At 62.7% G+C, this 26979-nt stretch carries 29 protein-coding genes; 11 read left to right on the top strand and 18 right to left on the bottom strand.

Features of this window, described 5'->3' with window-relative positions; genetic code table 11:
* Window positions 1–65: 65 nt before the first annotated feature.
* Complete coding sequence (locus CH292_RS06630) at window positions 66–1463, top strand: FAD-dependent oxidoreductase (RefSeq protein ID WP_094654355.1); 1398 nt, start codon at window positions 66–68, stop codon at window positions 1461–1463.
* A gap of 61 nt (window positions 1464–1524) precedes the next feature.
* Here the strand turns inward: CH292_RS06630 and CH292_RS06625 are convergent, their stop codons facing one another.
* Window positions 1525–3126, bottom strand: coding sequence for an NAD(P)/FAD-dependent oxidoreductase (locus CH292_RS06625; protein WP_256977961.1), 1602 nt, complete (start codon window positions 3124–3126; stop codon window positions 1525–1527).
* 62 nt (window positions 3127–3188) lie between these two features.
* Here CH292_RS06625 and CH292_RS06620 point away from each other — a divergent pair, with 62 nt between their 5' ends.
* The 3 genes from CH292_RS06620 to CH292_RS06610 are packed head-to-tail and all read left to right on the top strand — an operon-like array spanning window position 3189 to window position 6090.
* Window positions 3189–4427: a cytochrome P450 gene (locus tag CH292_RS06620; protein ID WP_094654354.1), complete on the top strand. Its 1239-nt coding sequence runs from the start codon at window positions 3189–3191 to the stop codon at window positions 4425–4427.
* A complete protein-coding gene (locus CH292_RS06615; RefSeq protein ID WP_094654352.1) occupies window positions 4424–5179 on the top strand; it encodes an SDR family NAD(P)-dependent oxidoreductase in 756 nt (251 codons plus the stop codon). The genes CH292_RS06620 and CH292_RS06615 overlap by 4 nt, the downstream gene beginning before the upstream one ends.
* Window positions 5180–5205: 26 nt before the next feature.
* The gene (locus CH292_RS06610; protein WP_094654351.1) at window positions 5206–6090 is read left to right on the top strand and encodes an SMP-30/gluconolactonase/LRE family protein; all 885 of its coding nucleotides are present in this window, start codon (window positions 5206–5208) and stop codon (window positions 6088–6090) included.
* Window positions 6091–6144: 54 nt separating this feature from the next.
* On the opposite strand, the gene CH292_RS06605 is transcribed toward CH292_RS06610, so the two are convergent.
* The 3 genes from CH292_RS06605 to CH292_RS06595 are packed head-to-tail and all read right to left on the bottom strand — an operon-like array spanning window position 6145 to window position 10066.
* Entirely contained in the window at window positions 6145–7602 is a 1458-nt protein-coding gene (locus CH292_RS06605; RefSeq protein WP_094654349.1) for an aldehyde dehydrogenase, read from the bottom strand.
* Between the two features lie 32 nt (window positions 7603–7634).
* Window positions 7635–8789, bottom strand: coding sequence for an NAD(P)/FAD-dependent oxidoreductase (locus CH292_RS06600; RefSeq protein ID WP_179277926.1), 1155 nt, complete (start codon window positions 8787–8789; stop codon window positions 7635–7637).
* Window positions 8789–10066 (bottom strand): cytochrome P450, encoded by a 1278-nt coding sequence (locus CH292_RS06595; protein ID WP_094654348.1) that lies wholly within the window; start codon window positions 10064–10066, stop codon window positions 8789–8791. The genes CH292_RS06600 and CH292_RS06595 overlap by 1 nt, the downstream gene beginning before the upstream one ends.
* A 162-nt stretch (window positions 10067–10228) precedes the next feature.
* Between CH292_RS06595 and CH292_RS06590 the strand changes: the two genes are divergently transcribed.
* Window positions 10229–10420: a ferredoxin gene (locus CH292_RS06590; RefSeq protein ID WP_094627774.1), complete on the top strand. Its 192-nt coding sequence runs from the start codon at window positions 10229–10231 to the stop codon at window positions 10418–10420.
* A gap of 68 nt (window positions 10421–10488) precedes the next feature.
* On the opposite strand, the gene CH292_RS06585 is transcribed toward CH292_RS06590, so the two are convergent.
* On the bottom strand, window positions 10489–11226 hold the full coding sequence (locus CH292_RS06585; RefSeq protein WP_094627775.1) for a FadR/GntR family transcriptional regulator: 738 nt from the start codon (window positions 11224–11226) through the stop codon (window positions 10489–10491).
* Window positions 11227–11392: 166 nt separating this feature from the next.
* On the opposite strand from CH292_RS06585, the gene CH292_RS06580 reads away from it, so the two are divergent.
* On the top strand, window positions 11393–12157 hold the full coding sequence (locus tag CH292_RS06580; RefSeq protein WP_094654347.1) for an enoyl-CoA hydratase/isomerase family protein: 765 nt from the start codon (window positions 11393–11395) through the stop codon (window positions 12155–12157).
* 4 nt (window positions 12158–12161) lie between these two features.
* Here the strand turns inward: CH292_RS06580 and CH292_RS06575 are convergent, their stop codons facing one another.
* Entirely contained in the window at window positions 12162–13316 is a 1155-nt protein-coding gene (locus CH292_RS06575; protein WP_256977960.1) for an ABC transporter substrate-binding protein, read from the bottom strand.
* Between the two features lie 109 nt (window positions 13317–13425).
* Here CH292_RS06575 and CH292_RS06570 point away from each other — a divergent pair, with 109 nt between their 5' ends.
* Window positions 13426–13986 (top strand): nuclear transport factor 2 family protein, encoded by a 561-nt coding sequence (locus CH292_RS06570; protein WP_094654346.1) that lies wholly within the window; start codon window positions 13426–13428, stop codon window positions 13984–13986.
* On the opposite strand, the gene CH292_RS06565 is transcribed toward CH292_RS06570, so the two are convergent.
* Both CH292_RS06565 and CH292_RS06560 read right to left on the bottom strand, forming a co-directional pair.
* Window positions 13939–15207, bottom strand: a complete 1269-nt coding sequence (locus CH292_RS06565) for an MFS transporter (protein WP_256977959.1) — start codon at window positions 15205–15207, stop codon at window positions 13939–13941. The two genes, CH292_RS06570 and CH292_RS06565, sit on opposite strands and share 48 nt — an antisense overlap.
* Complete coding sequence (locus tag CH292_RS06560; protein ID WP_020110866.1) at window positions 15204–15617, bottom strand: thioesterase family protein; 414 nt, start codon at window positions 15615–15617, stop codon at window positions 15204–15206. The genes CH292_RS06565 and CH292_RS06560 overlap by 4 nt, the downstream gene beginning before the upstream one ends.
* Window positions 15618–15770: 153 nt before the next feature.
* Between CH292_RS06560 and CH292_RS06555 the strand changes: the two genes are divergently transcribed.
* The 3 genes from CH292_RS06555 (at window position 15771) to CH292_RS06545 (ending at window position 17903) form a co-directional block, all read left to right on the top strand.
* The gene (locus tag CH292_RS06555) at window positions 15771–16892 is read left to right on the top strand and encodes an NDMA-dependent alcohol dehydrogenase (RefSeq protein WP_094654344.1); all 1122 of its coding nucleotides are present in this window, start codon (window positions 15771–15773) and stop codon (window positions 16890–16892) included.
* A gap of 9 nt (window positions 16893–16901) precedes the next feature.
* The gene (locus tag CH292_RS06550; RefSeq protein ID WP_094627780.1) at window positions 16902–17315 is read left to right on the top strand and encodes a nuclear transport factor 2 family protein; all 414 of its coding nucleotides are present in this window, start codon (window positions 16902–16904) and stop codon (window positions 17313–17315) included.
* Between the two features lie 72 nt (window positions 17316–17387).
* Window positions 17388–17903, top strand: a complete 516-nt coding sequence (locus tag CH292_RS06545) for a nuclear transport factor 2 family protein (RefSeq protein WP_094627954.1) — start codon at window positions 17388–17390, stop codon at window positions 17901–17903.
* On the opposite strand, the gene CH292_RS06540 is transcribed toward CH292_RS06545, so the two are convergent.
* The 8 genes from CH292_RS06540 to CH292_RS06505 form a co-directional block, all read right to left on the bottom strand.
* A complete protein-coding gene (locus CH292_RS06540; RefSeq protein ID WP_094627781.1) occupies window positions 17891–18391 on the bottom strand; it encodes a pyridoxamine 5'-phosphate oxidase family protein in 501 nt (166 codons plus the stop codon). The two genes, CH292_RS06545 and CH292_RS06540, sit on opposite strands and share 13 nt — an antisense overlap.
* A complete protein-coding gene (locus CH292_RS06535) occupies window positions 18388–18843 on the bottom strand; it encodes a nuclear transport factor 2 family protein (protein WP_094627782.1) in 456 nt (151 codons plus the stop codon). Before CH292_RS06535 ends, CH292_RS06540 begins: the two co-directional genes overlap by 4 nt.
* Before the next feature lie 10 nt (window positions 18844–18853).
* The gene (locus CH292_RS06530; protein ID WP_094627783.1) at window positions 18854–19693 is read right to left on the bottom strand and encodes a mycofactocin-coupled SDR family oxidoreductase; all 840 of its coding nucleotides are present in this window, start codon (window positions 19691–19693) and stop codon (window positions 18854–18856) included.
* Window positions 19690–20109 (bottom strand): MaoC family dehydratase, encoded by a 420-nt coding sequence (locus CH292_RS06525; protein ID WP_094654342.1) that lies wholly within the window; start codon window positions 20107–20109, stop codon window positions 19690–19692. The genes CH292_RS06530 and CH292_RS06525 overlap by 4 nt, the downstream gene beginning before the upstream one ends.
* Window positions 20106–20546, bottom strand: a complete 441-nt coding sequence (locus CH292_RS06520; protein ID WP_094654340.1) for a MaoC family dehydratase N-terminal domain-containing protein — start codon at window positions 20544–20546, stop codon at window positions 20106–20108. Before CH292_RS06520 ends, CH292_RS06525 begins: the two co-directional genes overlap by 4 nt.
* On the bottom strand, window positions 20543–22099 hold the full coding sequence (locus CH292_RS06515; protein ID WP_094654338.1) for a class I adenylate-forming enzyme family protein: 1557 nt from the start codon (window positions 22097–22099) through the stop codon (window positions 20543–20545). The genes CH292_RS06520 and CH292_RS06515 overlap by 4 nt, the downstream gene beginning before the upstream one ends.
* Before the next feature lie 10 nt (window positions 22100–22109).
* Window positions 22110–22517, bottom strand: coding sequence for a nuclear transport factor 2 family protein (locus tag CH292_RS06510; RefSeq protein ID WP_094654337.1), 408 nt, complete (start codon window positions 22515–22517; stop codon window positions 22110–22112).
* Window positions 22518–22693: 176 nt separating this feature from the next.
* The gene (locus CH292_RS06505) at window positions 22694–23842 is read right to left on the bottom strand and encodes an acyl-CoA dehydrogenase family protein (protein ID WP_256977958.1); all 1149 of its coding nucleotides are present in this window, start codon (window positions 23840–23842) and stop codon (window positions 22694–22696) included.
* A gap of 77 nt (window positions 23843–23919) precedes the next feature.
* Between CH292_RS06505 and CH292_RS06500 the strand changes: the two genes are divergently transcribed.
* Window positions 23920–24684 carry an SDR family NAD(P)-dependent oxidoreductase gene (locus tag CH292_RS06500; RefSeq protein ID WP_094654334.1) on the top strand — a complete coding sequence of 255 codons (765 nt, stop codon included), beginning with the start codon at window positions 23920–23922 and terminating at the stop codon, window positions 24682–24684.
* A 109-nt stretch (window positions 24685–24793) separates the two neighbouring features.
* Here CH292_RS06500 and CH292_RS06495 read toward each other — a convergent pair whose 3' ends face one another.
* Both CH292_RS06495 and CH292_RS06490 read right to left on the bottom strand, forming a co-directional pair.
* Window positions 24794–25585 carry an SDR family NAD(P)-dependent oxidoreductase gene (locus tag CH292_RS06495; protein ID WP_094654333.1) on the bottom strand — a complete coding sequence of 264 codons (792 nt, stop codon included), beginning with the start codon at window positions 25583–25585 and terminating at the stop codon, window positions 24794–24796.
* 3 nt (window positions 25586–25588) lie between these two features.
* Complete coding sequence (locus tag CH292_RS06490; protein ID WP_094654446.1) at window positions 25589–26962, bottom strand: MFS transporter; 1374 nt, start codon at window positions 26960–26962, stop codon at window positions 25589–25591.
* Window positions 26963–26979 lie beyond the last annotated feature (17 nt).

Here is a 26979-nt window from a genome sequence, read left to right as displayed (position 1 = left end):
TCAGGTAACACTTAATTTATGCTGGGGTGTCCGTACATGCCCTCGACGAAGGTAGTTCGCTGCACATGACCGATCAGACTCGTCCACTCCGCGTCGCCATCGTCGGCGCCGGACCCGCAGGCATCTACGCCGCCGACGCACTCATGAAGTCCGACACAGATGTCAGTATCGACCTGTTCGAGCGCATGCCCGCACCCTTCGGCCTCATCCGCTACGGCGTCGCACCGGACCACCCCCGCATCAAAGGCATCATCACCGCCCTGCACAAGGTCCTCGACAAGCCACAGGTCCGCCTGCTCGGCAACATCGACTACGGCACCGACATCACCCTCGACGACCTCCGCCGCTTCTACGACGCCGTCATCTTCTCCACCGGCGCCAACGCCGACCGCGCACTGAACATCCCCGGCATCGACCTCGACGGCAGCTACGGCGCCGCCGACTTCGTCTCCTGGTACGACGGCCACCCCGACGTCCCCCGCACCTGGCCCCTCGACGCCGAGAAAGTCGCCGTCCTCGGCGTCGGCAACGTCGCCCTCGACGTCGCCCGCGTCCTCGCCAAGACCGGCGACGAACTCCTCCCCACCGAAATCCCCGCCAACGTCTACGAAGGCCTCAAAGCCAACAAGGCCCTCGAAGTCCACGTCTTCGGACGCCGCGGACCCGCGCAAGCCAAGTTCACCCCCCTCGAACTCCGCGAACTCGACCACTCCCCCAACATCGAGGTCATCGTCGCCCCCGAGGACATCGACTACGACGAAGGCTCCGAAGCCGCCCGCCGCGGATCCAAGCAGGTCGACATGGTCGCCAACACCCTGCAGGACTGGGCCATCCGCGACGTCGGCAACCGCCCCCACAAACTGTTCCTGCACTTCTTCGAATCCCCCACCGAAATCCTCGGCGAGAACGGCAAGGTCGTCGGACTACGCACCGAACGCACCGAACTCGACGGCACCGGCAACGTCCGCGGCACCGGCACCTACAACGACTGGGACGTCCAAGCGGTCTACCGCGCCGTCGGCTACCTCTCCCAGAACATCGCCCAACTCCCCTTCGACGACCAAGCCGGCACCATCCCCAACGAAGCAGGCCGCGTACTTGCCTCACCGGGTCATTCCGCAGACTCCACTCCCGGCCAATCCCCGTCCTCGACCACCCCGGTCCCGGCCACCTACGTCACCGGCTGGATCAAGCGTGGACCCGTCGGCCTGATCGGCCACACCAAGGGCGACGCCAACGAAACCGTCGCCAACCTCCTCGAGGACGCACCGAACTTCACCGGCGCCACCGACCCCGATCTGGACGCGGTCACGACGTTCCTCGAAGACAAGAAGGTCCCCTTCACCACCTGGGACGGCTGGTACCGCCTCGACGCCCACGAACGCTCCCTCGGCGAACCCGAAGGCCGCGAACGCGTCAAGGTCGTCGAACGCGAAGAGATGGTCGCCGCGTCGAAGGAATGAGCACGTTGCGTTCCCGTGAGTAGTTCTGCACAGCACTTGTGTAGAACCACTCACGGGCACATCAACGAAGGACGAACCCTGAGTAGCCTTTCTCGGCGACCTCGTTGCACTTCTTCTCGTACTCCACGCAGCCGCCGACATAGGGCATGAAGATCTGCGGTTTCCCCGGAATGTTGGCTCCCATGTACCACGAGGCGGCCTTCGGAAACACCGTGTACGACGCCATCTCGTTGACGTGCGCCACCCAGCCGTCCTCTGCTTCCTGGGCGGGTTCGATGGTGTCGTATCCGTGAGAGCTCATGTAACCCAGTAGTTCCGCCGCCCATTCGACGTGTTGCTCGATGGCGGTGACCATGTTCGCCAGCACGGACGGGCTGCCCGATCCGGCAATGAGAAGCAGATTCGGGAAGCCTGCGACACCGAGGCCCAGGTAGGTGGTCGGTCCGTGCTGCCACTTGTTCTTCAGCGTCTCGCCGCCGACGCCGGTGATGTCGATACGATCGAGAGCACCGGTCATGGCGTCGAATCCGGTGGCGAGGCAGAGCACGTCGAACTCGTACTCCGCATCTCCGGTACGCGCTCCCGCGGGAGTGATCGATTCCAGTGGTGATTTCCGTAGATCCACCAAGGTGACATTGCCTCGGTTGTAGGTTTCGAAGTAGTTCGTGTCGACGCAGATTCGCTTGGCACCCAGCGGGTAACCGCGCGGGATCAACGATTCGGCAGTATCAGGGTCCTCGACAGTGGCGCGAATCTTGTCCCGGACATAATCGGCGACGGTGTCGTTCGCCTCGTCGGTGAGCATCAGGTCCTGATAGGCACCCAAGAGGGCGAATCCACCTTTGCCCCATCGCCCGTCGAACTCTTTCACCCGATCTTCGTAGGGCACATCCAGCGCGTTCTGCTCGTTGTCTCCACGCTCGACACCGGCCGACGACGCACGCGCCCGACGCCTACGCTCGGGATAGTTTGCCTTTACCTCGCGCTCGAACTCGGGGTCGAGCGGCCCGTTGAGCGCCGGCACCGAGAAACTCGCCGTACGTTGCAGCACGGTCAGGTGTTCAGCGACCTTCGCGACCTCCGGAATGAGCTGAATGCCCGACGACCCCGTGCCGATCACCGCTACGCGCTTGCCGCTGAAATCGACCCCCTCCTTGGGCCAGTCTCCGGTGTGGTAGGTCCTGCCTGCAAAGCATTCCAGCCCAGGGATGTTCGGCGTCTGAGGAACCGACAGACACCCCGTTGCCATGATCAGAAACTGCGTCGTGACCCCCGCTCCGTCGGCGTATACCGTCCAGGTCCGCGTGTCCTCGTCGTACCGCGCCGACCGCACTCGCGTTGTCAGCGAGATGTCGCGTCGGAGATCGAATCGATCTGCAACGTGCTGTAGGTACTCGAAGATCTCGGGCTGCGCCGGATATCGCTCTTTCCACTTCCACTCCTGCTGCAACTCGTCGTCGAACGAGAACGAGTAGTCGACGCTCTCGACGTCGCACCGCGCACCTGGATACCGGTTCCAGAACCAGGTTCCTCCTACGTCGTCGCCTGCCTCGAAGAGATGGACGTTCAGGCCTTGGCCTCTGAGCTTCCACAGCAGGTAGAGGCCGGAGAAGCCGGCGCCCACGATGATCGCGTCGTGAGAACATCTCGTATTAGTGCGCATGATTAGCACGGTATTGGTGTAGCCTGGTTGTGTCAACGGTCACAAGCGCGGAGGGAGCAACCATGACCGACCAGTCACGTTGCCCAGTAGCCCATTTCGATCACAACTCGCCCGAGCACTCCGCTGACCCGATCGGTTCTTACAGCAAGTTTCGGTCCAAGCACGACATTGCATGGAGTGAGGCCAACGGAGGCTACTGGGTTCTCGCCGGATACGACGCAGTCTTCGAGGCCGCCCGCAACGACGACATCTTCACTTCACGCAGGACCCCCTCCGGTGGCGACGGACTGTCGGTGGTCATCCCCAAGACCCCTATGCATCAGCACATCCCGATCGAGCTCGATCCACCGGAGTTCCGGAAGTATCGCAAGATCGTCAACCTGATCACCGCGCCCGCCGCCGTCGGCCGGATGACGGACATGATCGCGCACTACACGACCTGGTTCATCGACGAGGTGATCGAAGCAGGCGAGTGCGACTTCTCGGACATCATCGGGGTGCCGTCGATCGTCACGATCGACTGGCTGGGAATTCCCACCGACGAGTGGCGTCGCTACTCCTCCGCGCACCGAGCAACTCTCGCATCTCCTCAGGACAGCCCGGAGTTCAAGCAGGCCGTCGAGGTGGACCTTCCCGCGTGCTCCGCACAGATGCACGAGACCATCGCCGCACGCCGCGAAAACCCCACCGACGACGCCATCAGCTTCCTCGTTCAGCAGTCCATCGACGACCGCCCGATCACCGACGACGAGGTCTTCTCCATCGTCGAGTTGCTCATCTCCGGCGGCGTCGGGACTACCGCATCACTGGTGAGCCAGGCTCTCGTCTGGCTGCATCAGCATCATGACGCTCGGCAGAAGCTGATCGACGATCCGTCCCTGCTCGACCACGCGGTCGAGGAGTTTCTTCGGTATTTCTCCCCCACTCAGGCACTTGCCCGCACCGTCACCCAGGACATCGAGTTCAAGGGGTGCCCGATGCGTGAGGGTGACCGTGTTCTTCTGTCCTGGGCGTCGGCAAACCGCGACGAGGCCGCCGGATTCGAGAACCCCGACGAACTGGATATCGAGCGCTGGCCCAACCGGCACACGGCTTTCGGGGTGGGGGTACATCGTTGCGCCGGTTCGCATCTGGGCCGGGCGATGGCGTGTTCACTCATCGGCCAGATTCTCGAACGCATGCCGGACTTCGCCATCGACGAGTCCAAGATGCAGCGCTACATCCGGCAGGGCGTCAACGTGGGATTCCGTTCGCTCCCTGCAACGTTCACGCCAGGCGTTCGTCGCTCGATGTCCGCGTGAAGGGTAGAACCGCACTGGTCACTGGTGCAGGCGCAGGGATGGGCAAGGCCACGGCCCTCGCCTTCGCGAGGGAGGGCGCAGACGTCGTCGCCGCCGACATCGATGAAACTGCAGGGAAGAATACGGTTGACGAGATCGAATTTCTTGGTGCACGAGCCGAGTTCGTCAAGGTAGACGTCGCAGACTCCGGGCAGATTCACGATATGGTCGACGCCACCATCAGCAGCTTCGGCCGGCTCGACTTCGCCGTCAACAATGCAGCCATTGCTCCCGATCGTCTGCGTATCGTCGATGTCGACGAAGCCGAGTTCGCCCGGATGCTGACGGTCAATCTCACTTCTGTACTGCTGTGCATGAGATTCCAGATCAGAGCCATGCTCGACGCCGACCGCGGTGGTTCCATCGTCAACATCGGTTCCGTCCGATCCCTCCGCGCGCTCGCTGGATCGCCGGGCTACACCGCAACGAAGCACGCAGTCGTAGGCCTGAGCAACACCGCTGCACTCGAATACGCCTCCGACGGAATCCGCGTCAACACGGTCTGCCCTGGTCCGATCGATACCCCGATGCTGCGGCAGGCGCGCGCACGCCGCGGAGAAACGGCAGAGTCCGACACCAAGACTCGTACCCCGTTGGGCCGACTCGGCACAGCGGACGAGGTGGCTCGAACCTCACTGTGGCTGTGCTCGGACGCAGCCTCGTTCGTCACCGGACAAACCATCGCCGTCGACGGCGGATTTTTGACACCATAGAGATCGACACGCAAAGGATTGGAACAATGACCAGCACCACCGACATCAGCACCGTCGTCACCGACAGAGCGTTCCTGGAATGCCCGCGCTGGCACGACGGACGGATCTGGATCTCGGATCTCTATGCCCACGAGGTACTTTCGATCGGAGACGACGGTGATGTTCGCGTCGAAGCGAATCTGACCGATCGCCCCTCCGGTCTCGGTTGGCTGCCCGACGGACGTCTGCTGATCGTCTCCATGGTCGACGGGCTCGTGCTACGACGCGAGAACGACGGCACCCTCGTCACTCATGCCGACGTGTCCCACCTTGCGACAGGCAAGTTGAACGACATGGTCGTCGACGAGCGCGGACATGCCTACATCAGCACCTTCGGTTTCGAGTTCCGCAGCCGGTCGTACGTCGAATCCGCGGTGCTCATCCATGTAGCTCCCAACGGTGACGCCGACGTCGCGGCCGGAGATCTACTGTTCCCCAACGGATCCGTCATCACGAAGGACCGCACCCTGGTCGTCGCCGAGTCCATGGGCAACCGATTGACCGCATTCGACATCGCCGACGATGGTGGCTTGTCGAACCGTCGCACCTGGGCGGCGTTCGGTCCCGAGGTTCCCCGCACCACGGTCAAGGACGCGATGAGCGCAGCACAGGTCGCACCGGACGGCATCAGCCTCGACTCCGAAGGTGCAATCTGGGTTGCAGATGCCCTGCATCAGAGATTGATCCGTGTCATCGAAGGCGGGGAGATCGTCGAAGAGAAAGTCTTCCCGACAGGTGTGTTCGCCTGCATGCTCGGCGGGCAGGACGGCAGGACCCTGTTTGCCTGCGCTGCACCGTCGTCCTCGGAGCACGCACGCCAGGACACCCGGGACGCGAGCCTACTCTCGGTCAGGGTCGACATACCGGCGTAACCCGAAGAAGAAGGGCCCCTCTTACGTAAGAGGGGCCCTTCTTCGTGGGAAAAGCTAGTTCGCGAACTGAATCAGCTTGGTCTCGAGGAACGAACTAAGGCCTTCGACGTTGCCTTCACGCCCCAGGCCGGACTGCTTGTATCCACCGAAAGGCTGCGTGACGCACATGTCCCAGCCGTTGATCGAGATCTGTCCCGTGCGGACGCGTCGGGCGATGCTCTCCGCGAGCGCAGTATCCTCGGCGTACACGGCTCCGGAGAGTCCGTAATCGGAATCGTTGGCGATGGCGATGGCCTCCTCGACATCGTCGAACGGGATCACCACGACGACCGGACCGAAGATTTCTTCTTGTGCGATGCGCATGTCGTTGGTGACGTCGGCGAAGAGCGTCGGCTCGACGTACCAGCCCTTGTCCAACCCGGCCGGGCGTCCACCACCGGTCACGAGCCTGGCGCCCTCGGCCTTGCCGACCTCGATGTAGTCGAGTACGCGGGTGCGCTGTCGCTCGGCGGCGAGCGGTCCGATCACGGTGCCGTCCTCACGTGGATCGCCCACGGACACCGATTCGAAGATCGTCTTGACGGTCTCCACCACCTCGTCCTGACGGTGACGCGGGACGACGATGCGGGTGATGGCCGCGCAGACCTGACCGCTGTGGCCGATACCTGCGAACGCAAGGCCGGGGAACACCTTGTCGAGGGCGATGTCGTCGGCGATGATGCCTGCAGATTTTCCGCCCAGTTCCAGCGTGACCCGTGCGATGCGCTCACCGCAGATGCTCATGATCTTGCGTCCGGCGATGGTCGATCCGGTGAACGAAATCTTGTCGACGTCTTTGTGCCGCACCAGATATTCACCGGTCTCACGGCCACCTGGCAGCAGGGAGATGACGCCCTCGGGCAGACCGGCTGCTTCGAGTGCTTCGGCGAGCAGCATGGTACTGACCGGGCCTTCGGGTGCAGGCTTGAGCACGACCGTGCAACCGGCGGCGAGTGCAGGCGCGATCTTCAGCGAGGCCGTGGCGACCGGGCCGTTCCACGGGATGATCGTCGCGACGACGCCGATGGGCTCGCGGACGAGCTTGCCGTGGCCTTCGGGCCAGCTGCGCTCTTCTTCGAATTCGAATCGTTCGTGAAGGGTGGAGGCGTCGCCCCACATCTTGAGTGCGTTGTTGTGGAATGCGACGCTCGCGCCCGCCGGTGCGCCGATCTCGGCGGTGAAAGCGGTCGCCATGGCGTCGAATCGCTTCTCCACCTCTTCTTGGATACGGATGAGGTACTTCGACCGTTCGGCGGCGGTGAGACGCGGCCATGGGCCTTCGTCGAACGCCTTCCGTGCGGCAGCGACGGCTTTGTCGATGTCGGCTGGCTGCGCTTCGGGAACGGTCGCGAGCAATTCCTCGGTGATCGGGGAGACGACTTCGATCACTTCGTCGCTGGACGGCTCGACCCACTTTCCTCCGATGAACAGTTTGTCGTAACTCTTGAGTGTGGTGGGGACTGTAGCGGTCATCGGTACATCACTCCTGTTGTTGCCTAACGGATTTAGCTGAGCGGTTGGGTGATATCGCGTAGTGCTGCCGCGTCGGGTCGAGAACATGCTGCGATAGCGGCGCGTGCGCCGATCATGAGCTTGGGCGTGTCGATACTGAGATGTGCTGTGAGCAAGCCTGCTTCGTCGATCCACGCCACAGCCCACTTGCCGTCCACGCCGTCACGAACGACAACGGTGTCGGTGGCTGCGTGGTGGCCGACGTACTGGAGCTTGTGACCGAATTGATCACTCCAGAAGTACGGGACAGGATCGTGGGCTACGGGTTCGCCGCCAGTCAGGGTCTGGGCGATCGAGTCCGGACCGGTTCTTGCGTCGTCCCAATGTTCCACGAGCAGAGGCTGGCTCGAGCGCGGAGACCAGCGCACCGCGACGTCACCGACTGCGAACACGTGAGGATCAGACGTTCGCAGGTTCTCGTCGACGACAATCCCGCGTTCGATTTCCAATCCCGATCCCTCCAACCACGCCACGTCAGGCCTGACGCCGACTCCTGCGACGACGACATCGGCGGGGATCTCCTCACCGGTGGTCAGCGAGACGCCGGTGTCGGTGACTTCGCGAACGCCGACGCCGAGACGCAGGTCCACCTCCGACCACCAGTCGACGAACCGCTTGCCGACCTCCTCACCCAGTGCGTTTCCGAGTGGCGCGGGACCGAATTCGATACACGTGACCTCGGCGCCGGCAGCCAGAGCCGCCGTCGCGACCTCCGCGCCGATCCAACTTGCGCCGACGAGAACGACTTTCGTTCCCGGAACCAGCTTTTCGCGGAGCGCGTAGGAATCGTCGACGGTACGCACAGCCAACTGACGGTCGGTTCCCGGCAGCCGGATGGGTGCGGCGCCCGTCGCAATGATCAACGCGTCGTACTCGACCGGTCCGCCTGCCGTGTGGACTTTCCTGGCCGAAGTGTCGAGTCCTGTTGCGGCAGTGGCGGTGCGGACATCGATACTCAAAGCGTCGTAGTCGGTGCGCAACTGGGTGTTCAACTCGCCCTTCAACGCAGCCTTGGTGAGCGGGGGCCGGTCGTACGGTAGGTGCTTCTCGGCAGCAAGAAGCACGATCTCCCCTTCGAAACCGCGTGCTCGCAACGTTTCACAGGACCGCGCTCCGGCGAGACCACCGCCGACGATGACGACCCTCATCAGTACATCGGGGCTGCGGGTGCGGTGGCGGCGGCAAGAGCCTCGCCCTCGGCCAGCACCCGCTTCCCCGGGGTGAAGTGGGCCGGGATCCGCTGCCAGCCCATGTTTGTGCCCTGGTGCGGGTAACGCTCCAGCTTGTCGCGCTCGATCGTGTAATCCGGCATGCGGTCGAGGATCTGCGTCAACAGCGTCTTGGCCATCAAACGACCCAGGTGCGAACCGGAGCAACGGTGCACCCCGATTCCGAATGCGGTGTGGCGGTTGGGCCAGCGATCGATGTCGATCTCGTCGGGGTTCTCGAACAGCTCTTCGTCTCGGTTCGCCGACGCCCACGACAGAAGGACACGGTCGCCCTTCTTCATCGGGCATCCCTTGAATTCGACGTCGTCGGTGACCGTCCGGGCGAGCGCCTGCGTCGGCGAGAAGAACCGTAGGAATTCTTCGACGGCGTGGTCCATGAGCGACGGGTCGTCGATGAGCCGCTGCCTCACGTCGGTGTGGTCGGCAAGCCAGACGAGGGTCTGGCTGACCAGTGAAGCCGTCGTCCCCGTGCCGCCCGCGACCAACAACTCGACCATCGCGAAAACCTCGAAATCGTCGAGGACGCGGCCGTCTACCTCCTGCTGCACGAGGTAGCTGATGACATCGTCGACGGGGTTCTCACGTCGGTCGGCGATGACCGAGCGCATCTTCGCGGACAGATACGGGAAGTCGACCTTCATCGCGTGCTCGTAGTGCGGAGTCCCCGGCACCCCGGCGAGTGCCTCGTGATGGGCTGCGGCATAAGTCTTCCAGTCTTCGATGCCGAGGCCGAGCCAGTCGACGGTGACGATGGCCGGAACGCCGATGACCGAGGTGAAATCGCATTCGCCCGCCTCGATGACGCTGTCGATGAAGGCGGTGGTGTGGTGCTCGACCAGATCCTTCATCTTCTCGACGGCAGCTGGCGAGGTGATGGGGTTGACGATCTTGCGGTACTTGCGGAACTCCGGGGGATCCAGCTCGATCGGGATGTGAAGGTGCATGGGCGTCTTGGGGATGACAACCGACAAGCCCTCGCCGCCGTACTCGTTACGCGCCGAGGAGAACGTGTCGTCGTCGCGGGAAGCGTCGAATACGGCGTCGTAATCGGACAGAACCCAGTAACCGCCATGTGCTTCGGACCAACCGCGCTTCTCGGCGTTACGTAGCTTTCGGTAGGAGCCGACGGGATCCGCGGAGTGCTCCTGCGAATTGTGGTCGAAGTGGATGACCGGGCAACGGCCGCTTTCCGTCATGTCTGTGTTTCCTCCTGCGAGCGAAATCTGGCGCAACCATTCGGGCCTTGTTCTGATAATGGTTATACTAGATTACGATGTTGTCAACATCACAACAGTGACCAGCTTATAGTTCAAGTCACTGGAATGGCTGTAAACAAAGAGCGCTTCGAAGGAGGAGTCGTGAACGTATCGGTCGACGAGTTCCAGTGCCAGGGGCACGGACTGTGCCAGATGACGTCGCCGCAGGTCTTTGCCCTGCGCGACGAGGATGGACATGCCTATGTGCTGCCCGAAGGACAGACGCCCGACCACGTCGGGGAGGCCAGGGCAGGCGCGGACAGTTGCCCGGAACGGGCCATCAGCGTCAGTTAGGCGCCTACGGCGCATGTGAACGGAAATACACAGCGGACTATGTATTTCCGCTCACATGCGCGAAGCGCCTACAGAGCCCGATCCCACTGAATGACAGAACTCATCACACCCGGGAACTTCCGCTCGGCGTAGCGAACGTACTCGTTGATGTGCTGAGCCATTCGGTCCTGCGACAGTTCCGGGTCCCGTACGAGCAGAGAGTCGTAGATCGATTGATGAGCTGTCAGGATCGCGGCGCGACGAGGCGCCGGGTAGTCGATGCCGATAATCGTGCCGTCCATGATGCCGAGCAGCGAGTCGACGAGATAACCGAACAGCGGGTTACCCGACGACCACGCGATGATGTCGTGGAACTGCTTGTTGGCCTCGAGGAAGATGTACTGGTCGTCGAGGGAATCGCGCATCGCTTCGATGGTGCCGTTGAGTTGAACGAGAGACTCGTCGGAGATCCGTTCGGCGGCCAACCTGCTGATCATCGGCTCCATCGCTACGCGCGCTTCGGCGATGGCCTTGAAAGGCGCGTTCTTGAGCTGCATGAGCAGGATGACAGTGCTGGCCAGATGCGAGGCGTCGGGGTCGAGCAGAACTGGTCCGCCTTTGGGGCCCGGCTTGAGCGCGATGACTCCTTGGAATTCGAGCAGGCGAAGCGCCTCACGGAGCGTTCCGCGACCGATCTGATACTTCTCGAGCATCGCCTTCTCGGGCGGAAGAAGGTTGCCCACCGTAAGGCCTTGCCGCAAGGTGTCACGGATGATCTGTTGAGCGATTACCATCGCCGCCTTGGGAGCGCGATTGGTCACGGTCATGAGTGTGTCCTCCCAGCTTCGCGCGGACGACAACGCTGCCCGCGGACGCCCCGTAAATCAAGGCGATTGATTATAACAATAAAGCCCGAGCTGGTCTTCGACCGCGAAACCGCAGTTCCCCGCTTTACAACTTCTTCAACCCCCACGCCGACGAACAGGAACGTTCATGCCTGACGTAATCATCGAAAGTACACCGGCCACGCTCTGGATCCGCCTCAACAGGCCCGAGCGGCGCAATGCATTCGACCCCGAGATGTCGGCCGCGATTGCCGACGCACTCGACGACGCCTCCGGCTATCGCTCGGTCGTCATCACCGGATCGGGAGGCAGCTTCTGCGCGGGCGGGTCATTGGCCAAGCTCAGCGAGCCGACGCCGAAGGAGATGCGCAGGCTGTACCGGGGCTCGTTGCGTCTGTTCGACTCCATCCGCAACTGCCCACGGCCGGTGATCGCCGCCGTCAACGGCGCCGCCGCAGGCGGTGGGAACGAGCTGATCGTTGCGTGCGACCTGGCTGTTGCTGCCCGCTCGGCAACCTTCGGCCAGACCGGCCCGCGCGTCGGAAGCTCCCCGGTCACTGGAGCCACCAACGTGATGGGCGTTCAGATCGGCGAGAAGCGCGCCAAGGAGATGGCCATGCTCTGCCGACGCTATTCCGCACAGCAGGCGTTGGATCTGGGTCTGATCAACGAGGTGGTCGAAGACGACAAGCTGGAGGAGACGGTCCGGGGATGGTGCGACGAGATTTCTGCGTTGAGTCCCCGCTACCTCGAGATCACCAAGATCAGCTCCAACGTGTGGTGGAACGCAGCACGCGACTCGTTCTCGACAGGACTCGGCATGCTCAACCAGGCGGTCGGCAGCCCCGACATGATCGAGGGTGCGACGGCCTTCCTTCAGAAGAGGAAAGCCGTCTTCCCAGACCCGGAGTAAAGGGCTACTTTTCGGACAGGAGGACTTCCTCGGTGCCGTTCCATTGCACGACAGCGCCTTTGACGCGCATGTCGTTGCCCTCGAAGGTGACGTCACCTTCTGCGCCGGTGAAGCCCTCGGCCACGACCTGCTGCAAACCGTTCTGGATGTCCTCGCGCGACGCACCACCGGACTTCTCGATGGCGTGGGCGATCATCCACGCAGCGTCGTACCCCTCGGCTGCATAGTTGTTCGGGTTCTCGCCGTTGTACTTGGCGCGGTAGGCCGCGACGAACTCCTGCGTCGCGGGATTGGTGCCGTGGTAGGTGAAATCGGTGGGCCAGGTCATGCCCGCGCCTGCCGGCCCCGCGGGCGTGAGATTACCTGCACCGGAACCGGTGTGCGTGACCAGAGTTCCGTCGTAACCGGCTTGACGCAATTGCGAGACCGCGGTGGCGTTCTGGGCGCCGTTCATCATGATCGCGATCCCGTCCGGGTTGTCGGCGAGGATCTTCGCGATTGGCGCCGTGAAGTCCTGGGTCGTGTTCTGCACCGAGGAAGTGGACGCCACGGTGTATCCGAATCGGTCGGCCATCTCCGGGATGGTCGTTTCCGACAGCTGCGTCAAGGTCGGGTTGGCGCTGTTGTACAGAACGCCGAGGGTCTTCACGCCCTCTTGCTGAAGGTACTCACCGGCCTGGTCGTAATAGGTCGCCATGGGAGCGGTTGCACGGTAGGTGTATTCGCCGACGAGTGTGCCTTCGCTGCCGGACTGGGTGAACACGATGGGCACCTTGGCCGCTTGCGCAAGAGGCGCGACGGCGATGGACTGCGCGCTGGTGACTGTGCCGAGGATCGCGGCGACTTCGGGGTTGACGGTCGCTTCAGTGACCTGGCTCGCGGCGGTCTGCGCCTCGCCTGCGGTGTCGCGGCTCTCCAACTTCACCGTCGACTCGCCCAGGTACTTCTCGCCGTTGATCTCATCGATCGCCAGCTCGATTCCCTTGAGTTGGTTTGACCCGGCATAGGACAACGTTCCGGTCTTGTCCGTGACGGAGAAAAGCGTGATTTCCGAGGGCATTTCCCCCGACGCGGTGCTTCCTCCACTGCTTCCGCCGCTACATCCGGCGATGCCGAGTACCGCAGCCGCGGCCAACGCCGGGAAAGCAAACCTTTTCATCGTTGCACTCTTTTCCTGGTAATCATGCGCATATACTGGATGGAGTTCATGATGGGCCGTCCGCGACGTCCTGTCCAGGAAATACCGGAATCGGAAGAAGATCAGCGCGATGCCTACCTCCGACGTCGAAACACGCCTCGAGCGAATCGAATCACGCACTGCCATCGGCGAACTCCCTATTCTCTACTGCCTCGCCATGGACGAACGGAACACCACGGGGATCAGAGCCCTGTTCACCGCCGATGCGACCATGCGGTCCGCCGACGGCGTGTTCTCGGCGTCGGGCATCGACGCCATCGTCGACGTCTTTCAGGGCAGATTCGACGCGCTCGGGCCGACGAATCACGTCACACACGGCCATGTGATCCGATTCGACGACGGTGATCACGACCGCGCCGTCGGGATTGCCGTCGGCCATGCGGAGCTGGTGCGCAACGACGTACCCATGGTGACAGCGTTGCGATATCGCGACCTCTACCGACGCGTCGACGGCACCTGGAGGATTCAGGATCGGTTGATGTCCTACATGTACTACCTACCCGCGAGCGAGTACTCGGACGGGCTCGGTGATCCGAACAGCATGCGCGCCTACGGAGATCGACGGCCGGCGGACTGGCCGGAGTCACTGCACGCGGGTGACGCTTCCTGGTTGGAGCAGTTCTGGTCCTAGCGGCTCGGCGGGTGCTTCCCATCGGCCGTGGCCGAGCAGAGCAACAACTGAACACAGCACCACGAAAACCACTCCTGCCGTTGCCATCCCCGTCGCGCTCCCCCATGCAGTCGACACCGCACCGGTGACCAGCGCCAGCACGGCAGTCAACCCGTAACAGAACGAGGCGAATCGTGAGGCGATACGCCCCTGCTCGACGGCAGATGCGCCGCGCGTCAAGATCCGGAGCCCGCATGCGTACGCGAACCCTTGCCCGAGCCCCCAGCAGACACAGCCGGCCAGAACGAGAATCAAGCTCGACGAGAGCACCCCGGCCGCGCACAGGATGGCCCCGGCAGCGATGAGAATCAACGACTGGATCGGCCGCAGCGCCGTCCGTAGAGCGGTGAAGACGAAGGGCGAGAGCCACGCGATCGACAGCAACACAACCGGTGCGAGGGCGCCGACGATCAGCGACGAACTTTCCGTCTGCTCACGAACAGCCGTCGGCAAGATTCCGACGGCGATTCCGCCGATTGCCCAACCCGCGAGGCCGATTCCGTAACCCGCGGCGCGAGCGCGGGTGTCGCGCTCGGTGTCGAACGCCTCGGCATCGACAGATTCAGGTTCGACGAGAGCAGCGCGCAGGATGTCTCGCGCGCGATAGAGAGCGAAGACAAGAACGGCCACCACCGTCACGAGCAGGCCCGTGTGGATCACGTACACAGTCGTCGTCGGGCCCGGAAGGTACTCGGCTGTGACAGCTCCGAGGATCAGACCGACGAACGACCCGAATATTGCCCCCGAGGCCGCGATGGTGCGTCCCTTCTCACCACGCGCCGCTACGGCGATGGTTGCAGCCGCACCCGTGGCCACCCCGACACACGTGCCGGTCAGATACCTGCCGACGAAGAGTGCGACGACGGAATCGCCGCCCATCATCAGTGCGACATCGGCGACGATCCCGCCGGCCACGGACCCCGGCAACAGCAGCCACGCATAGCGAGTGAGATGCGTGCGTGCCATCACGGTGAACGTCACGACCAATGCCACGAGATAGGTTGCGAACAGCGCAGACACCGTGAACGTCGAGAGTGCCATCCGGTCTGCATACATCGGAAGCAGCGGCCCGGGCACGTTCGATCCGACGACGAGTGCAGCAAACGCTGTTGCTGTCGCGGCGCCCAGCATTCGCCGCCGGTGGGCAACACCTGCGATATCGGCTCCGGTCTGTGCCGTCACGGACGGCCGAGAGAGGAGAGCGCGTCGCGCAGGGCGTCGGGAATCGGAGCTTTGAGTCCGTCGGGTCCTCGCACGGCGTACTTGATCTTGCCGTAGGCGACGCGCTCGCCGACGCGCGTGAACGGGAATCCGACGATGTAGGAGGTGGTTCCGAGGTGATCGAGTTCCATGCCGCAATCGATCTCGTCGAACACACGGCACGACGTGAGATAGGTGCACTCGGAACCGAATCCGACCGTACCGACCCCGATGGCATCCATCATCGTGTGGCTGTCGAGACCGTAGGAATGCAGCCACACGCTGTAGGTGCGTTCCATCCAGGGATAGTTCATCGCGAAGTACGAGATACCGATGGCATCGCAATCTCCGTAGGCAAGTGTGAAGGTCTGGCTAGTCGGATGGTCGACCATCTGCGGCACCTCTTTCTGTACTCACTTTCTAACATCCCACCCTTTACACTAATCATTATCATGGTTATGGTGACAGGAGTCACATGTAAAGGTGCGCATCAATTCAACGTCGCACGTGGACAGCATCGTTCGGTCTTATCGAAGGAGCATGAAGTGGAAACCATCGGAGCCTTGATCTGGGAGCCCGGCACACGGTCGGGGTGGAGTGTGGAAGAGATCGAGATCGATCCGCCCAAGAGCCGTGAAGTGCGCATCAAGCTCGCGGCCTCGGGAATCTGCCACAGCGACGATCACGTCGACACCGGCGACATCCCGCTCGACTGGGCACCCATCATCGGTGGTCACGAAGGTGCAGGCGTCATCGAGGAGCTCGGTCCCGATGTCACCGGCTTCGAGGTCGGCGACCACGTCGTGCTGTCGTTCCTTCCCTCGTGTGGGCACTGTCAGATGTGCACCATCGGCCGCTCGAACATGTGTGAGATGGGCGCAGGGGTGCTCGCCGGCTTCGCACCCGACGGAACCCATCGCGTGCATGCTCGCGGTCAGGGCGTCGGACCCTTCTCGTTCCTCGGAACCTTCTCGCCGTACGTCGTCGTCAACATCGATTCGTGCGTGAAGATCGGGAAGGACATTCCGCTCGACAAGGCTGCGTTGATCGGCTGCGGTGTCCCCACCGGCTGGGGATCCTCCGTCTACGCGGCCGAGGTTGCTCTCGGTGAAACCGTCGTCGTCATCGGTACCGGCGGCGTCGGCATGAACGCCGTCCAGGGCGCTCGCCACAAGGGCGCGAAGAACATCGTCGCCGTCGATCCCGTCGAGTACAAGCGCGACCAGGCGAAGCTCTTCGGCGCAACGCACACCGTCGAAAACCTGAATCAGGCCAAGGAACTCGTCGACACGCTCTCCAACGGCCAGGGGGCAGACAAGGTGCTCATCACCGTCGACATCGCCTACGGTCACCTCCTCAACCCAGCACAGGAAATGACGCGACGCGGCGGCACCCTAGTGCTCACCTCTGCGGCCCCGGTCACCCAGCGCGACGTGCCATTCGATTTGTTCACCTTCGCGATGTCCGGAAAGCGCCTGCAAGGCACGTTGTACGGAACCACGACGGCCCGCCGCGACATCCCGTTGATCGCCGACATGTACCGCCGCGGCGAATTCATGCTCGACGAGCTGGTCACCAAGACCTACAAGCTCGAACAGATCAACGAGGCCATCCAGGACATGCGCGACGGCAAGAACATCCGCGGCGTCATCATGTACGACGAGTAGGAGGCTCGAATGAGTGTCAGTGAGATCATTTCCGCAACACATACCTACGCGTTGGGATTGGACAAGTTCGATCCCAAACTGGCTCTGAGTGCGTTCGCCGTCGACGCCGTGTGGGATGCGACGCCGGTGGGCCTGGCGAAGTACGAGGGTCACGAGGCGATCCTCGACTTCTTCGAGCGTGATGCCGAGCAGGTGAAGGATCAGTTCCACATCATCACCAATCACATCGTGCACTTCGATTCCGACACCACCGCGCACGGCACCAATTACGTGTTCTCCGAGGGCCACACCAACGGTGGCGCGGCGTTCAAAGCCATTGCGCTGAACGAAGACACGTACGTCCGCACCGACGACGGGTGGAAAATCGCTTCCCGCGTCATCTCGCCTCTCACCCCGCCCCAGATGGAGGGGTTCGAGGCCTGACAGCTTCTCGATCAGCGGCGTGTGTGCGTGAGCTACGTGCACACGCCGCTGACGGGCGTGGGAAGGAGACTCATGGACCGACTCGACGTACTGATCGCCAAGGACGCGATCCGCGACCTGGCAGGCGCCTACTCGATGGCGGTGGACGACCACGACATCGACGCGGTCCTCGGGATGTACACGCCCGACGCCACGTTCGCGGTGGCCGGCAGTACTCTGCGTGGCCAAGACGAGCTCCGAGAGTTCTACGTCGGCAGCATGGATCGCTACACCACCATGCTGCACACCCCGGAGATCCACCTGATCACCGTCGAAAGCGCAACCACCGCAACGGGCCGGATGACCGGGCATGCCGAACTCGCCGTCCGAGACACGCTGATGCTAACGGCGTTTCGCTACTCGGACCTGTACGCCTTCGACGGTGAGTGGCGGTTCCAGCACCGCGAGGTCACCTTCATGTACGCGGTACCGTTCGAAGCCATGAGCGCAAGCTTCCGCACGGGCAAGCGGATCAGGTGGCCGCAGACTCGATACGCCGAAGCCGACTATCCCGAGTCCGCGCCCACTTGGAACACTTATCGCAGCTGACCACCACGCCCGTCACCGGGCATCTTCGTCGAATCGTGGCTGACGGCGATGCGAACCGGCTCGACTTCGAGGACGACGCGTTCCGGGCTGTCCAGTAGTCGCGCGAAGGCGTCGGGATCCCCTGGTGCGAGATGCCGCGAGAACTTCGGATAGAACCACGTTCTCACCGAAGCCTCGTCGTGCACAGTGGCCTTACCTCGAATCGAGACCATCCGGCGGCCCGGCAACGACGTGCCGGCATTGGAGATCACCAAGCTCACGCGGGGATCGCGCACCGCGGCGCGAACGTGCGCCCGGCCGGCGGCCGCCGTCAACCAGAACCTGTCTCTCGTGAACAGGTAACTCATGACGACGCCCGCGGGCCAGCCTGCTTCGGTGGTGAACGCGAAGGTGCACTCGGTCTGGGTCGCGATCAACTCCGAGCGCCCTTCCATCGATGCGCGCACCGACGAGAGGTTCTCGTTGTCGTCGATTCCCACCCGGCTCACGAGTCGGAGGACCCGTACGGCACGAACGCTGCGGTCGCAGTCGGCAGAGCCATGACTCGGTCGACGAAGATTCTCTTGTGCTTGATCTTGAGATCACCGTCCACCTCTAGCAATGAGTCGGAGTAGCGACCGAAGATCCGGGAAGTGCCGCCCGGGTTGAACAATGTCGCCTCGAAGTAGGCATCGATGCGAACACCGTCGCCCTCGGGCGTCACCAGTGTGTTGGTGACAACGTGACGCGACACCTCGGTCTCGGACGCCGCGAACGCACGGTAGATGTCGAGAAAGTTCTCGATCCCGTGCTTCTCCTGGGTCGTCTGCGTGACCGCTATGTCCTCGAGCGCGAGATCGCGCAATGTGTCGAGATCACCGGAGTCGGCTGCCCAGGCATAGGCCGTCAACGTCGTCTGCGCGCGGTAGGCGAGGTCCTGGTCGACGAGAGTTGTTGTCATGATCGTCCTTTCACTTGACGTACGCGCCCGCATCCACGGGCAGGGTGACACCGGTGACGTATCTGCCTTCGTCACTGGAGAGATAGAGCACGGCGTTGCTGATGTCGACAGGGTCGATCCACGGCACCGGCAACGTGTTGAGTGACATGAACCCAGCCATGGCCTTGTCCTGGGTCGGCTCCGGATCTCCCGGAGCGAACATCGAGTAGGTCCCCGGGTTCTGGATCATGATGGTGTCGACGTTGGTCGGATGCACGGTGTTGACGCGGATCTTGTACTGACCGAGCTCGTTGGCCATTGTCCGCATCAGCCCGACGATGCCGTGCTTTGCGGCAACGTAATGGGCAACGTGCTGAATGCCTTTGAGCCCACCGATCGAACTGGTGAACACAATGGACCCACCGTTGCCCGCCCTGATCAGAGAAGGAATGGCGACCTTTGCCGTGTGGAAGACGCCGGTGAGATTGACGTCGATCATGTCCCTCCACTGTTCGGACGTCAGTTCCCACGAGAGCCCGTAGGTAGCGATACCTGCATTGGCGACGACGATGTCGACGCGGCCCAAGTCCGCGACACCTTCGTCGAACACTGCCTGCAGCTGATCGAGGTCACGGACGTCGGCTCGCCGGGCAAAGATGCGGCGATCGAGGGCCTCGACCTGCTTGACCGTCTCGGCCAGTTCTTCCTCGGTGGCAAGCGGGTAGAACGGGGTGACCGTATCGATGTTCTCGCAGATGTCGACGGCGATGATGTCGGCGCCTTCCTGCGCCAATCTGACTGCATGCGAGCGACCTTGGCCGCGTGCCGCGCCGGTGATGAATGCTACTTTGCCTTCGAGTCTTCCGGTCATGCAAAGTCCTTCGGTAGTAGTACGGTGCCGGTTCCCGTGAGGACCTCGGTCCCTCCGACGACGGACAGAGACAGCGAACAGTCGACTTCGAGACCGTCGTTGCGTTCGCGGACAGAAATGACGATTCCGGACGCCTCCAGCCGGTCGCCTTCGAACACATTGCCCAGAAACCTGAATCGATAGTGGATGATCCGATCGGAGCCCCCCGCCCACTGACCGAGCATCGACAGCACGTACGCCATGTTGCTCGGACCTTGATTGACGGTCTTGTCACCCATGCCGAGTTGGGCGACGGCTCCGCGATCGAAATGAATCGGGTTGGGGTCGCGCATCAGCGCCGACAGGAGCTTCATCTTCTCCGGGTCGACTCTCTCCACGATCCGACTCGGAAGCGACTGGCCCTCCTCGATACTCATACATTCTCCACTCGACGCGGGAAGACGATGGAGTTGGTCGTCGATGCGACGAGCTCGGCCTGTGCGTCGAGCACATCCAAGCGGTAAGCGACGATGTCGAACACTCCTGTCTTCTTACCTGTCTTGCGGGCAGCCGACACGATCTCTCCCCGGACCGTGTAGGTCTCCCCCGTCTGCAGTGGGGTGTGGACGGTCGTATTCGTTTCGCCGAACATCGGACCGTCTGCTTCGGTTGCGGCGAAGACTTCGAACAATTCGTTCCACGTCCACCCCATCGATCCGGTGGCGACGAGAAACACGAACGTAGGATGCGAGGCTCCGTCGTCCGCTGAGCACTCCATGGCGTCGAGCACCAGGGTGACCCACCATTTCTCCAGCGTCCTGGTGCCGCCGGGCATTCGGGTTCCGACGAGAGCTGCCAGTTCGTCCTCGGTCATACGCTGCGACCCGTCGCGTCCCAGTAGGGCGCCCGCAAGTCACGCTTCATGATCTTGCCGGTGGGCGCCTTGGGGAGCGCGGCGACGAAGTCCACCGACCGCGGCTTCTGGTACGACGCCAGGTTCTTCTTGGCCACGTCGATGATGTCCTGTTCGGTGGCCGTCGTCCCGGGTTTGAGTACGACGACAGCTTTGACAGCCTCGCCCCATTCGTCGTCGGGGATGCCGATGACAGCGCATTCGAGCACGGACGGGTGCGCTCCGATGGCTTCTTCGACCTGCACGCTGAAGATGTTCTCTCCACCGGAGATGATCATGTCCTTGGCTCGGTCCACGATGTAGATGTAGCGATCCTCGTCCCAGGTCGCGATGTCACCGGTCCACATCCAACCGTCACGCAGCGTGTCCTTGGTCAATTCCGGACGGTTCAGGTAGCCGATCATGTTCGACTCCGACCGGACGACGATCTCACCGGGGGTCTTGCCGTCACGCGGGACTTCCTCTCCGAAAGCGTCGACGATCCGAATGGTGGTGACGAACCCTTCTCGGCCGCAGGACTTCAGACGGTGCACGTCGTGACCCTTGACCGCGGCGAGGTGGTCTTCCTGCGACAGGAAGGACATCGTCGTACCCTCGGTCTGCCCGTATCCCTGAATCAGGGTGCACGGGAAGGATTCGAGCGCCGCACGCACGATAGTCGACGGCATCGGACCGCCGCCGTACTGGATGTTGCGGAGGCTGCTCAGGTCGTACGACGCGAAGTTCGGGACTGCCATCATCCAGTTGAGCATCGTGGTGATGCCGAGGAAAGCGGATACCTTCTCGGCCTCGATGATCTCGAGTGCTTGCTGCGCTTCGAAGTTGACCAGCACCACCGGACAACCGTGCTTCATGTAGTTCATCGAGAGGACGACAGGAATGTGGTACATCTGGCCGGTGAGCATGTAGACGTCGGTGGGTACGACCCGTTCTGCCACAGTCTGATTGAGCATCCCGTTCGCCGCGCTGGTGTGGGTATGGATGGCACCTTTGGATTCGCCGGTGGTTCCGCCCGTGTAGAGGATGAAGAACGGATCGTCACCTCCGATCGACGGTGTCCAGATGGGTTCGGCCGCGCTCGAGCGTGCAAGTAGTTCGTCGTAGGAACCATCCGAATCTGCGCCGAACTCGAGCCAGTTTTCGACGTTCACCGAGCGTTGCAGCTCGAGCTTGGTCTCGGACCATTCCGCGGCAGTGATGATCACCTTCGGCGCAGCGTCGGCGATCAGTCCGATGAGCTGCTTGACCCCGAGGCGCCAATTGAGTGGCTGCAGAACCAATCCCGCACGTCCAGCAGCGAAGTACAGCTCCTGGAACTCGACACTGTTTCGGGTCAGGACCGCGACGCGATCGCCCTTCTCCAGGCCGAGCCCGCGCAGTCCGTTGGCAAGTCGTCGGACACGTTCGTCGAGCTCGGAGAAGGTGATGCGGCGATCGTTCGGGACGTCGAACACGGCCTGACGGTTCGGCGTCAGCGCAGCCCACTTGGCGGGGATCAGTCCCTGATTCAGCATGTCAGCGCCCTCAGTACGGGAGGTCGAGTGCGATGTGACGCTTGGAGATCAACCAAGTGCCGTCGACCTCGGTGAACTCGTCCTCGTACTTGCCGCTGGACAGAACCGTCAGTTTTCCTTCGGCAACCGAGATGATCACCAGATAAGCAACGACTTTCGCATGGGTGGCATCGACGTCGTCGATCAAGATGTTCGTCGTCAGATGGCGGCGCTGATCCGACTGCGAATGGGCGGAGCCGTTCATGAGTTCCATGATCGCGTCGAGTCCGTCGAACGGCCCGATGAGGTCGCCGTCGGCGATCTTCATCGTCAGAACGGCGTCTTTGGTGAACGATGCTTCGATCATCTCGGGATGATGATCGTCGTATCCGAGCGCGTAGCGACTGAGAGTGTTCTCGATACCTGAACGGGACGACATGGCTGACTCCTCGAGGCGACCGTGCGACAGAAGGGGGTGATGGCTGTCACATCAAGGCCAATCATAATCATCAATCACGTTGCGTCAAGGGCGATTTCGAGACTTTCGGATTGCCGCGAACATGCCGATACCCGCCCGAGCACGGAGCATTCTCGGACGGGCATACCGGGCGGTTACTACAGCAAATCGCCCTTGATCAGTTGTTTGGCAAGCGAATCCAGAATCACTTCGGTGGAGCCCTCGTAGATTCGCATCGGACGAGCCTCGCGATAGAGCCGTTCGATTACGCTCCCGCGGGTGATTCCGTAGCGGCCCATGACCTGGACGGCACGATCGACCACTCGGCCGGCCACCTCGGTTGCAGCGACCTTGGCCATCGACGACAGGTGCAGATTCGCCCGGGCGTCACGCGCCGACGCCGCGGCGGCGCGGTACGTCAGCGAACGCGCCATCTCGATATCGGTCCAACACGTTGCCAGATGCTCGGGCACCGAACCGAGCCTCGACAGGCTCACTCCGAACTGTTCACGGCTGTTGGCGTGGCGTACAGCTTCTTTCAGCGCAGCCTCCGCCAGGCCGACGGCCGCGCCCGCGACCGACACCCGGAACGTGGCGAGGGTAGCGAGCACGAGCGAGAAGCCCTTCCCTGGCTCGCCGATGCGGTGATCGAGCGGTACCCGAACGTCGTTCAAGATCACGTCCGAGAGCACGTGCGGTGCGATGATCTGATGCGGGCGCTCGGTGGTGACACCCGCGGCATCGGCCGGGATCAGCACCAACGAGTACCCGTTGCCCTCACGACCGAGAATGCTGTAGAAGTCCGCGTCTCCGCCGTTGGTGATGAAGGACTTGTGCCCGTTGACCACGAGCTGGCCGTCGACCTCTTCGATCGACGTCGTCAGGGCCTTGAGATCCGATCCAACGTGCGGCTCGGTGAGTCCGAGCGCGGCGATGGCATCGAGGTTTGCCACCCGGGGCAGCCAGTACTCCTGCATCGCGGGCGTGCCACCGACCGACAGGCCGTAGCTGCCGATGCCCTGCATCGCGAAGAGCGAGTCGAGGTGTGCACATTCGGCCGCAAGGCGCTCGCGTACGACGGTGACCGCAAGCGAATCGACCGTGTCGAACCGGCCTCCGAACTGCTTCGGGACCGTCACGCCGGCCAAACCGGTGGCCTGCAGACGCTTGCGTACGTCCACATCGATGCTGTCCGACTCGTCGGCCCGATCGGCGATATCGCGGACAGATTCCGCAAGCGCCCGCGCTTCTACCTGCAGTTCGACATACTTATTTGGGAGTTCGAACAGTCCCGCTGATTCAGACACCATGTCTCCATTCGTCAATCTATGATTACCATACTAAGGAATTGCCTACAGCGGTCCGGATCCAGGAGAAAAAAACGATGCCCCAGTTCGACGCCCCCTCCCAGTTCGATCTCAGCGGCCGCGTCGCCCTGATCACCGGAGGCAGCCGAGGTCTCGGCAAAGCGATGGCCTTCGGGCTGGCCCAGGCAGGTGCGGACGTGATCATCGCCAGTCGGGATTTCGAATCGTGCCAGGTGACAGCCAAGGAGATCGAAGACGCGACCGGGCGTCGGGCATTCCCTATCGCCGCCCACGTCGGGAAGTGGGACGCGCTCGACGAGCTGGTCGACAAGTCCTACGAGCACTTCGGCAAGGTAGACGTGCTGGTCAACAACGCGGGCATGTCGCCGCTGTACGACTCGGTGGACTCGATCTCCGAGACGTTGTTCGACAAGGTCCTGGGGGTGAATCTGAAGGGTCCGTTCCGCCTCGCGGCCCTGATCGGAACCAGAATGGCCCAAGGCGACGGCGGCTCGATCATCAATATCTCGAGTGCGGCGTCGACCAAGCCGCGGCCGGATGTGCTGCCGTACGCCGCCGCGAAGGCAGGCCTGAACGCCATCACCGTCGGACTGGCCAAGACTTTCGGTCCCACCGTGCGCACCAACGCGATCATGGCGGGAACCTTCCTCACCGACGTCTCCAACGCCTGGGACATGGAGGCATTCGCCAAGCGTGCCGACACCTTCGCCGCCAAGCGCGGAGGCGACCCCAACGAAATCGTCGGCGCCGCGCTGTATCTCGCCAGTGATGCGTCGAGCTACACCACGGGGTCCATCATCACCGTGGACGGCGGAATGTAGGGCGGCTCGGAGCGGCTCCGCGCCAGTGCGCTCGGGGCGGCTCCGCCGCCAGTGGCACGGTTATGTACCCCTGAAGGTACATAACCGTGCCACTGGTGCGGAGCACCGTCTACGACCGAAGACCTCGCCAGGCCATGGTGCCGCCGTCGACAGGGACGTTGGTGCCGGTCATGAACGACGCTGCATCCGAGGCAAGGAAGCACGCAACCCGGGCCACCTCGACGGGATCGCCGAGCCGCGGGATCAGGTGCGCCCCACTCATGAAGCGTTCCTGCACCACCGGGTCTTCGGCTGCATCGATGTGTTTCTGCGCCATGGTCGTTCGGAAACTTCCCGGCGAGAAGCTGTTGCACCGAACCTCGTTCGCCAGTGAGATCGCCGTCGTACGGGTCAGCTGGATCACCGCGGCTTTGCTGACGGAGTACGCCGGGGTCTTGTACCCCATCATCCCGGACACCGAGGCGGCGTTGACAATAGACGGCCCGCGATCGGACGCACGCAGATGCGGTGCAGCGTATTTCGTCGCCAGCCACATCGACTTGACGTTGATGTTCATGACCGCATCCCATACGTCCTCGGGGAGGTCGACGATGTTGGCCTGCTCCCCCGGCACGAAACCGGTGTCGATGACGCCCACGTTGTTGACGAGCGTGTCCAGCCCACCTGCTGCGGAGACGGCATCGTCGATCATCTGCCGGACCTGTGCACCGTCGGACACATCCACCCGCAGCGCGACGCTCTTGGCCCCTGCCGCCGCGATAAGGGCCTCGGTCTCGGCCAGCAGCTCCGCTGAGATGTCGGCGACGACAACCGTTTCCGCACCCTGAGCAGCTGCCTCGACGGCGATGGCCCGGCCGATTCCCGAGCCTCCGCCCGTCACCAATACGCGCTTGTCCTGCATGGTTCAGCCTTCTTTCACGAGTGGTGGATAACCGGGCACCGACTCCGCCACGACGTCCATCGGCGCAGTTTCGTCGCGCGTGTGCTTCCACAGCGCGTAGGTGGCCAGAGCGCCGACCACCATCGGGATTGCGGCGAAGTAGTACAGCGTCTGCGGAGCGAACACTGCCAACGCGTAGCCGACGGCGATGGGCGCCGAGATGGAGAACAACCGGCCGATACCCAGCATCCACCCGATGGCGGTCGAGCGGGCCCGAACGGGGTACAGCGGAGGGACGACGGCAGCAGCCGCGGTGATCGCGATGTAGGTGAACAGTCCAACCGCGACGGTGAGCGCAATGGCAATTCCTGGGTGCCCGAAGAACGCTGCGAACGCAAGAATCGAGACCGAGGCGATCGCCATTGCCGTCCACAGCAACCGACCCGCCGAGATCTTCAAAGTCCACACACCGAACACCAGTGCTCCGACGAGTCCGCCGAGGGAGAGGATCAGTCCGGCGGTGGTTCCGAGTTCTGCACTGCCACTGGACTCCTTCACCAGCTGCGGCGTCCAGGTGTTCGCGAAGTAGAACGCCGACATCAAGCACGAGTACATCAGCCACGTCAGCAGCGTTCGGTAGTACATACCGTTCGCGAACAATCCGCGAACGGAGGTGTTGTCCTCGACGACGGGCGCCAGCGCGGGTCGGGCATTCGGGTCGATGGCGGGGTTGTTCAGTTTGGCGATGAAGCTGCGGATCTGCGCGTCGGCTTCCGGCGTGTTCTTGCTGATCAGGAAGTCGACCGACTCTGGAATCATGGCGAGTGTAACTGCAACTGCGGCTGCAGTGATGACGGCGCCGAAGATGAACATGACCTGCCACGCGCCGTCGAATGCAGCCACGAGCAAGGCCCCGATTCCGCCGCCGACGAGGCTACCGAGAGGGAAGCCGATCGAGTACACACCCATGATCGTGTTTCGACGCTTCTCCGAGGACAACTCCTGGACGAGCACGATGAGGCTGGCGGCCATGCCGCCGATACCGATGCCGGTGAGGAAGCGGGCTGCGATGAGGGCCTCCACGTTGGGCGACATCGCCGACGCGGCCAGGCCGATCAGGTTGAGGACGAGGCCCCACAGGATGAGGCGTCGACGCCCGATCCTGTCGGCAAGGGGTGCAAGGAATATCGATCCCGCCGCCATGCCGGCCAGGCCCGCGCTGAGCAGGTAGCCCTTCTCGGCGGTGCTGTCGAAGAATCCGTCGGGTAGGTGTGGGAGCACGAATCCCATCACGAACACATCGAATCCGTCGATGGTGATGACCAGCAGACAGGCGGCCAGCACTTTGTACTGATAGCGGGAGATCGGCGATGTCTTGATCGCGGTCGAAACGTCCATCGTTGGTTCCATTCCGA

It is taken from the genome of Rhodococcus sp. 14-2470-1a (genome assembly GCF_002259425.1).
Classification (GTDB): domain Bacteria; phylum Actinomycetota; class Actinomycetes; order Mycobacteriales; family Mycobacteriaceae; genus Rhodococcoides; species Rhodococcoides fascians_E.
The sequence above is the reverse complement of the archived record's forward strand: the minus strand, read 5'-3'. Positions and strand labels throughout refer to the sequence as shown.

Bases quoted from the DNA above. Each gene is read 5' to 3' on its own strand.
- CH292_RS06610 (WP_094654351.1), top strand. From the start codon at position 5,206: ATGACCAGCACCACCGACATCAGCACCGTCGTCACCGACAGAGCGTTC.
- CH292_RS06600 (WP_179277926.1), bottom strand. From the start codon at position 8,789: ATGAGGGTCGTCATCGTCGGCGGTGGTCTCGCCGGAGCGCGGTCCTGT.
- CH292_RS06575 (WP_256977960.1), bottom strand. From the start codon at position 13,316: ATGAAAAGGTTTGCTTTCCCGGCGTTGGCCGCGGCTGCGGTACTCGGC.
- CH292_RS06525 (WP_094654342.1), bottom strand. From the start codon at position 20,109: ATGAGTATCGAGGAGGGCCAGTCGCTTCCGAGTCGGATCGTGGAGAGA.
- CH292_RS06530 (WP_094627783.1), bottom strand. From the start codon at position 19,693: ATGACCGGAAGACTCGAAGGCAAAGTAGCATTCATCACCGGCGCGGCA.
- CH292_RS06585 (WP_094627775.1), bottom strand. From the start codon at position 11,226: ATGACCGTGACCAATCGCGCTCCCAAGGCGGCGATGGTAATCGCTCAA.
- CH292_RS06545 (WP_094627954.1), top strand. From the start codon at position 17,388: ATGGACCGACTCGACGTACTGATCGCCAAGGACGCGATCCGCGACCTG.
- CH292_RS06535 (WP_094627782.1), bottom strand. From the start codon at position 18,843: ATGACAACAACTCTCGTCGACCAGGACCTCGCCTACCGCGCGCAGACG.
- CH292_RS06500 (WP_094654334.1), top strand. From the start codon at position 23,920: ATGCCCCAGTTCGACGCCCCCTCCCAGTTCGATCTCAGCGGCCGCGTC.
- CH292_RS06560 (WP_020110866.1), bottom strand. From the start codon at position 15,617: ATGGTCGACCATCCGACTAGCCAGACCTTCACACTTGCCTACGGAGAT.
- CH292_RS06630 (WP_094654355.1), top strand. From the start codon at position 66: ATGACCGATCAGACTCGTCCACTCCGCGTCGCCATCGTCGGCGCCGGA.
- CH292_RS06620 (WP_094654354.1), top strand. From the start codon at position 3,189: ATGACCGACCAGTCACGTTGCCCAGTAGCCCATTTCGATCACAACTCG.
- CH292_RS06625 (WP_256977961.1), bottom strand. From the start codon at position 3,126: ATGCGCACTAATACGAGATGTTCTCACGACGCGATCATCGTGGGCGCC.
- CH292_RS06510 (WP_094654337.1), bottom strand. From the start codon at position 22,517: ATGTCGTCCCGTTCAGGTATCGAGAACACTCTCAGTCGCTACGCGCTC.
- CH292_RS06495 (WP_094654333.1), bottom strand. From the start codon at position 25,585: ATGCAGGACAAGCGCGTATTGGTGACGGGCGGAGGCTCGGGAATCGGC.
- CH292_RS06520 (WP_094654340.1), bottom strand. From the start codon at position 20,546: ATGACCGAGGACGAACTGGCAGCTCTCGTCGGAACCCGAATGCCCGGC.
- CH292_RS06490 (WP_094654446.1), bottom strand. From the start codon at position 26,962: ATGGACGTTTCGACCGCGATCAAGACATCGCCGATCTCCCGCTATCAG.
- CH292_RS06595 (WP_094654348.1), bottom strand. From the start codon at position 10,066: ATGACGGAAAGCGGCCGTTGCCCGGTCATCCACTTCGACCACAATTCG.
- CH292_RS06515 (WP_094654338.1), bottom strand. From the start codon at position 22,099: ATGCTGAATCAGGGACTGATCCCCGCCAAGTGGGCTGCGCTGACGCCG.
- CH292_RS06570 (WP_094654346.1), top strand. From the start codon at position 13,426: ATGCCTACCTCCGACGTCGAAACACGCCTCGAGCGAATCGAATCACGC.
- CH292_RS06550 (WP_094627780.1), top strand. From the start codon at position 16,902: ATGAGTGTCAGTGAGATCATTTCCGCAACACATACCTACGCGTTGGGA.
- CH292_RS06580 (WP_094654347.1), top strand. From the start codon at position 11,393: ATGCCTGACGTAATCATCGAAAGTACACCGGCCACGCTCTGGATCCGC.
- CH292_RS06605 (WP_094654349.1), bottom strand. From the start codon at position 7,602: ATGACCGCTACAGTCCCCACCACACTCAAGAGTTACGACAAACTGTTC.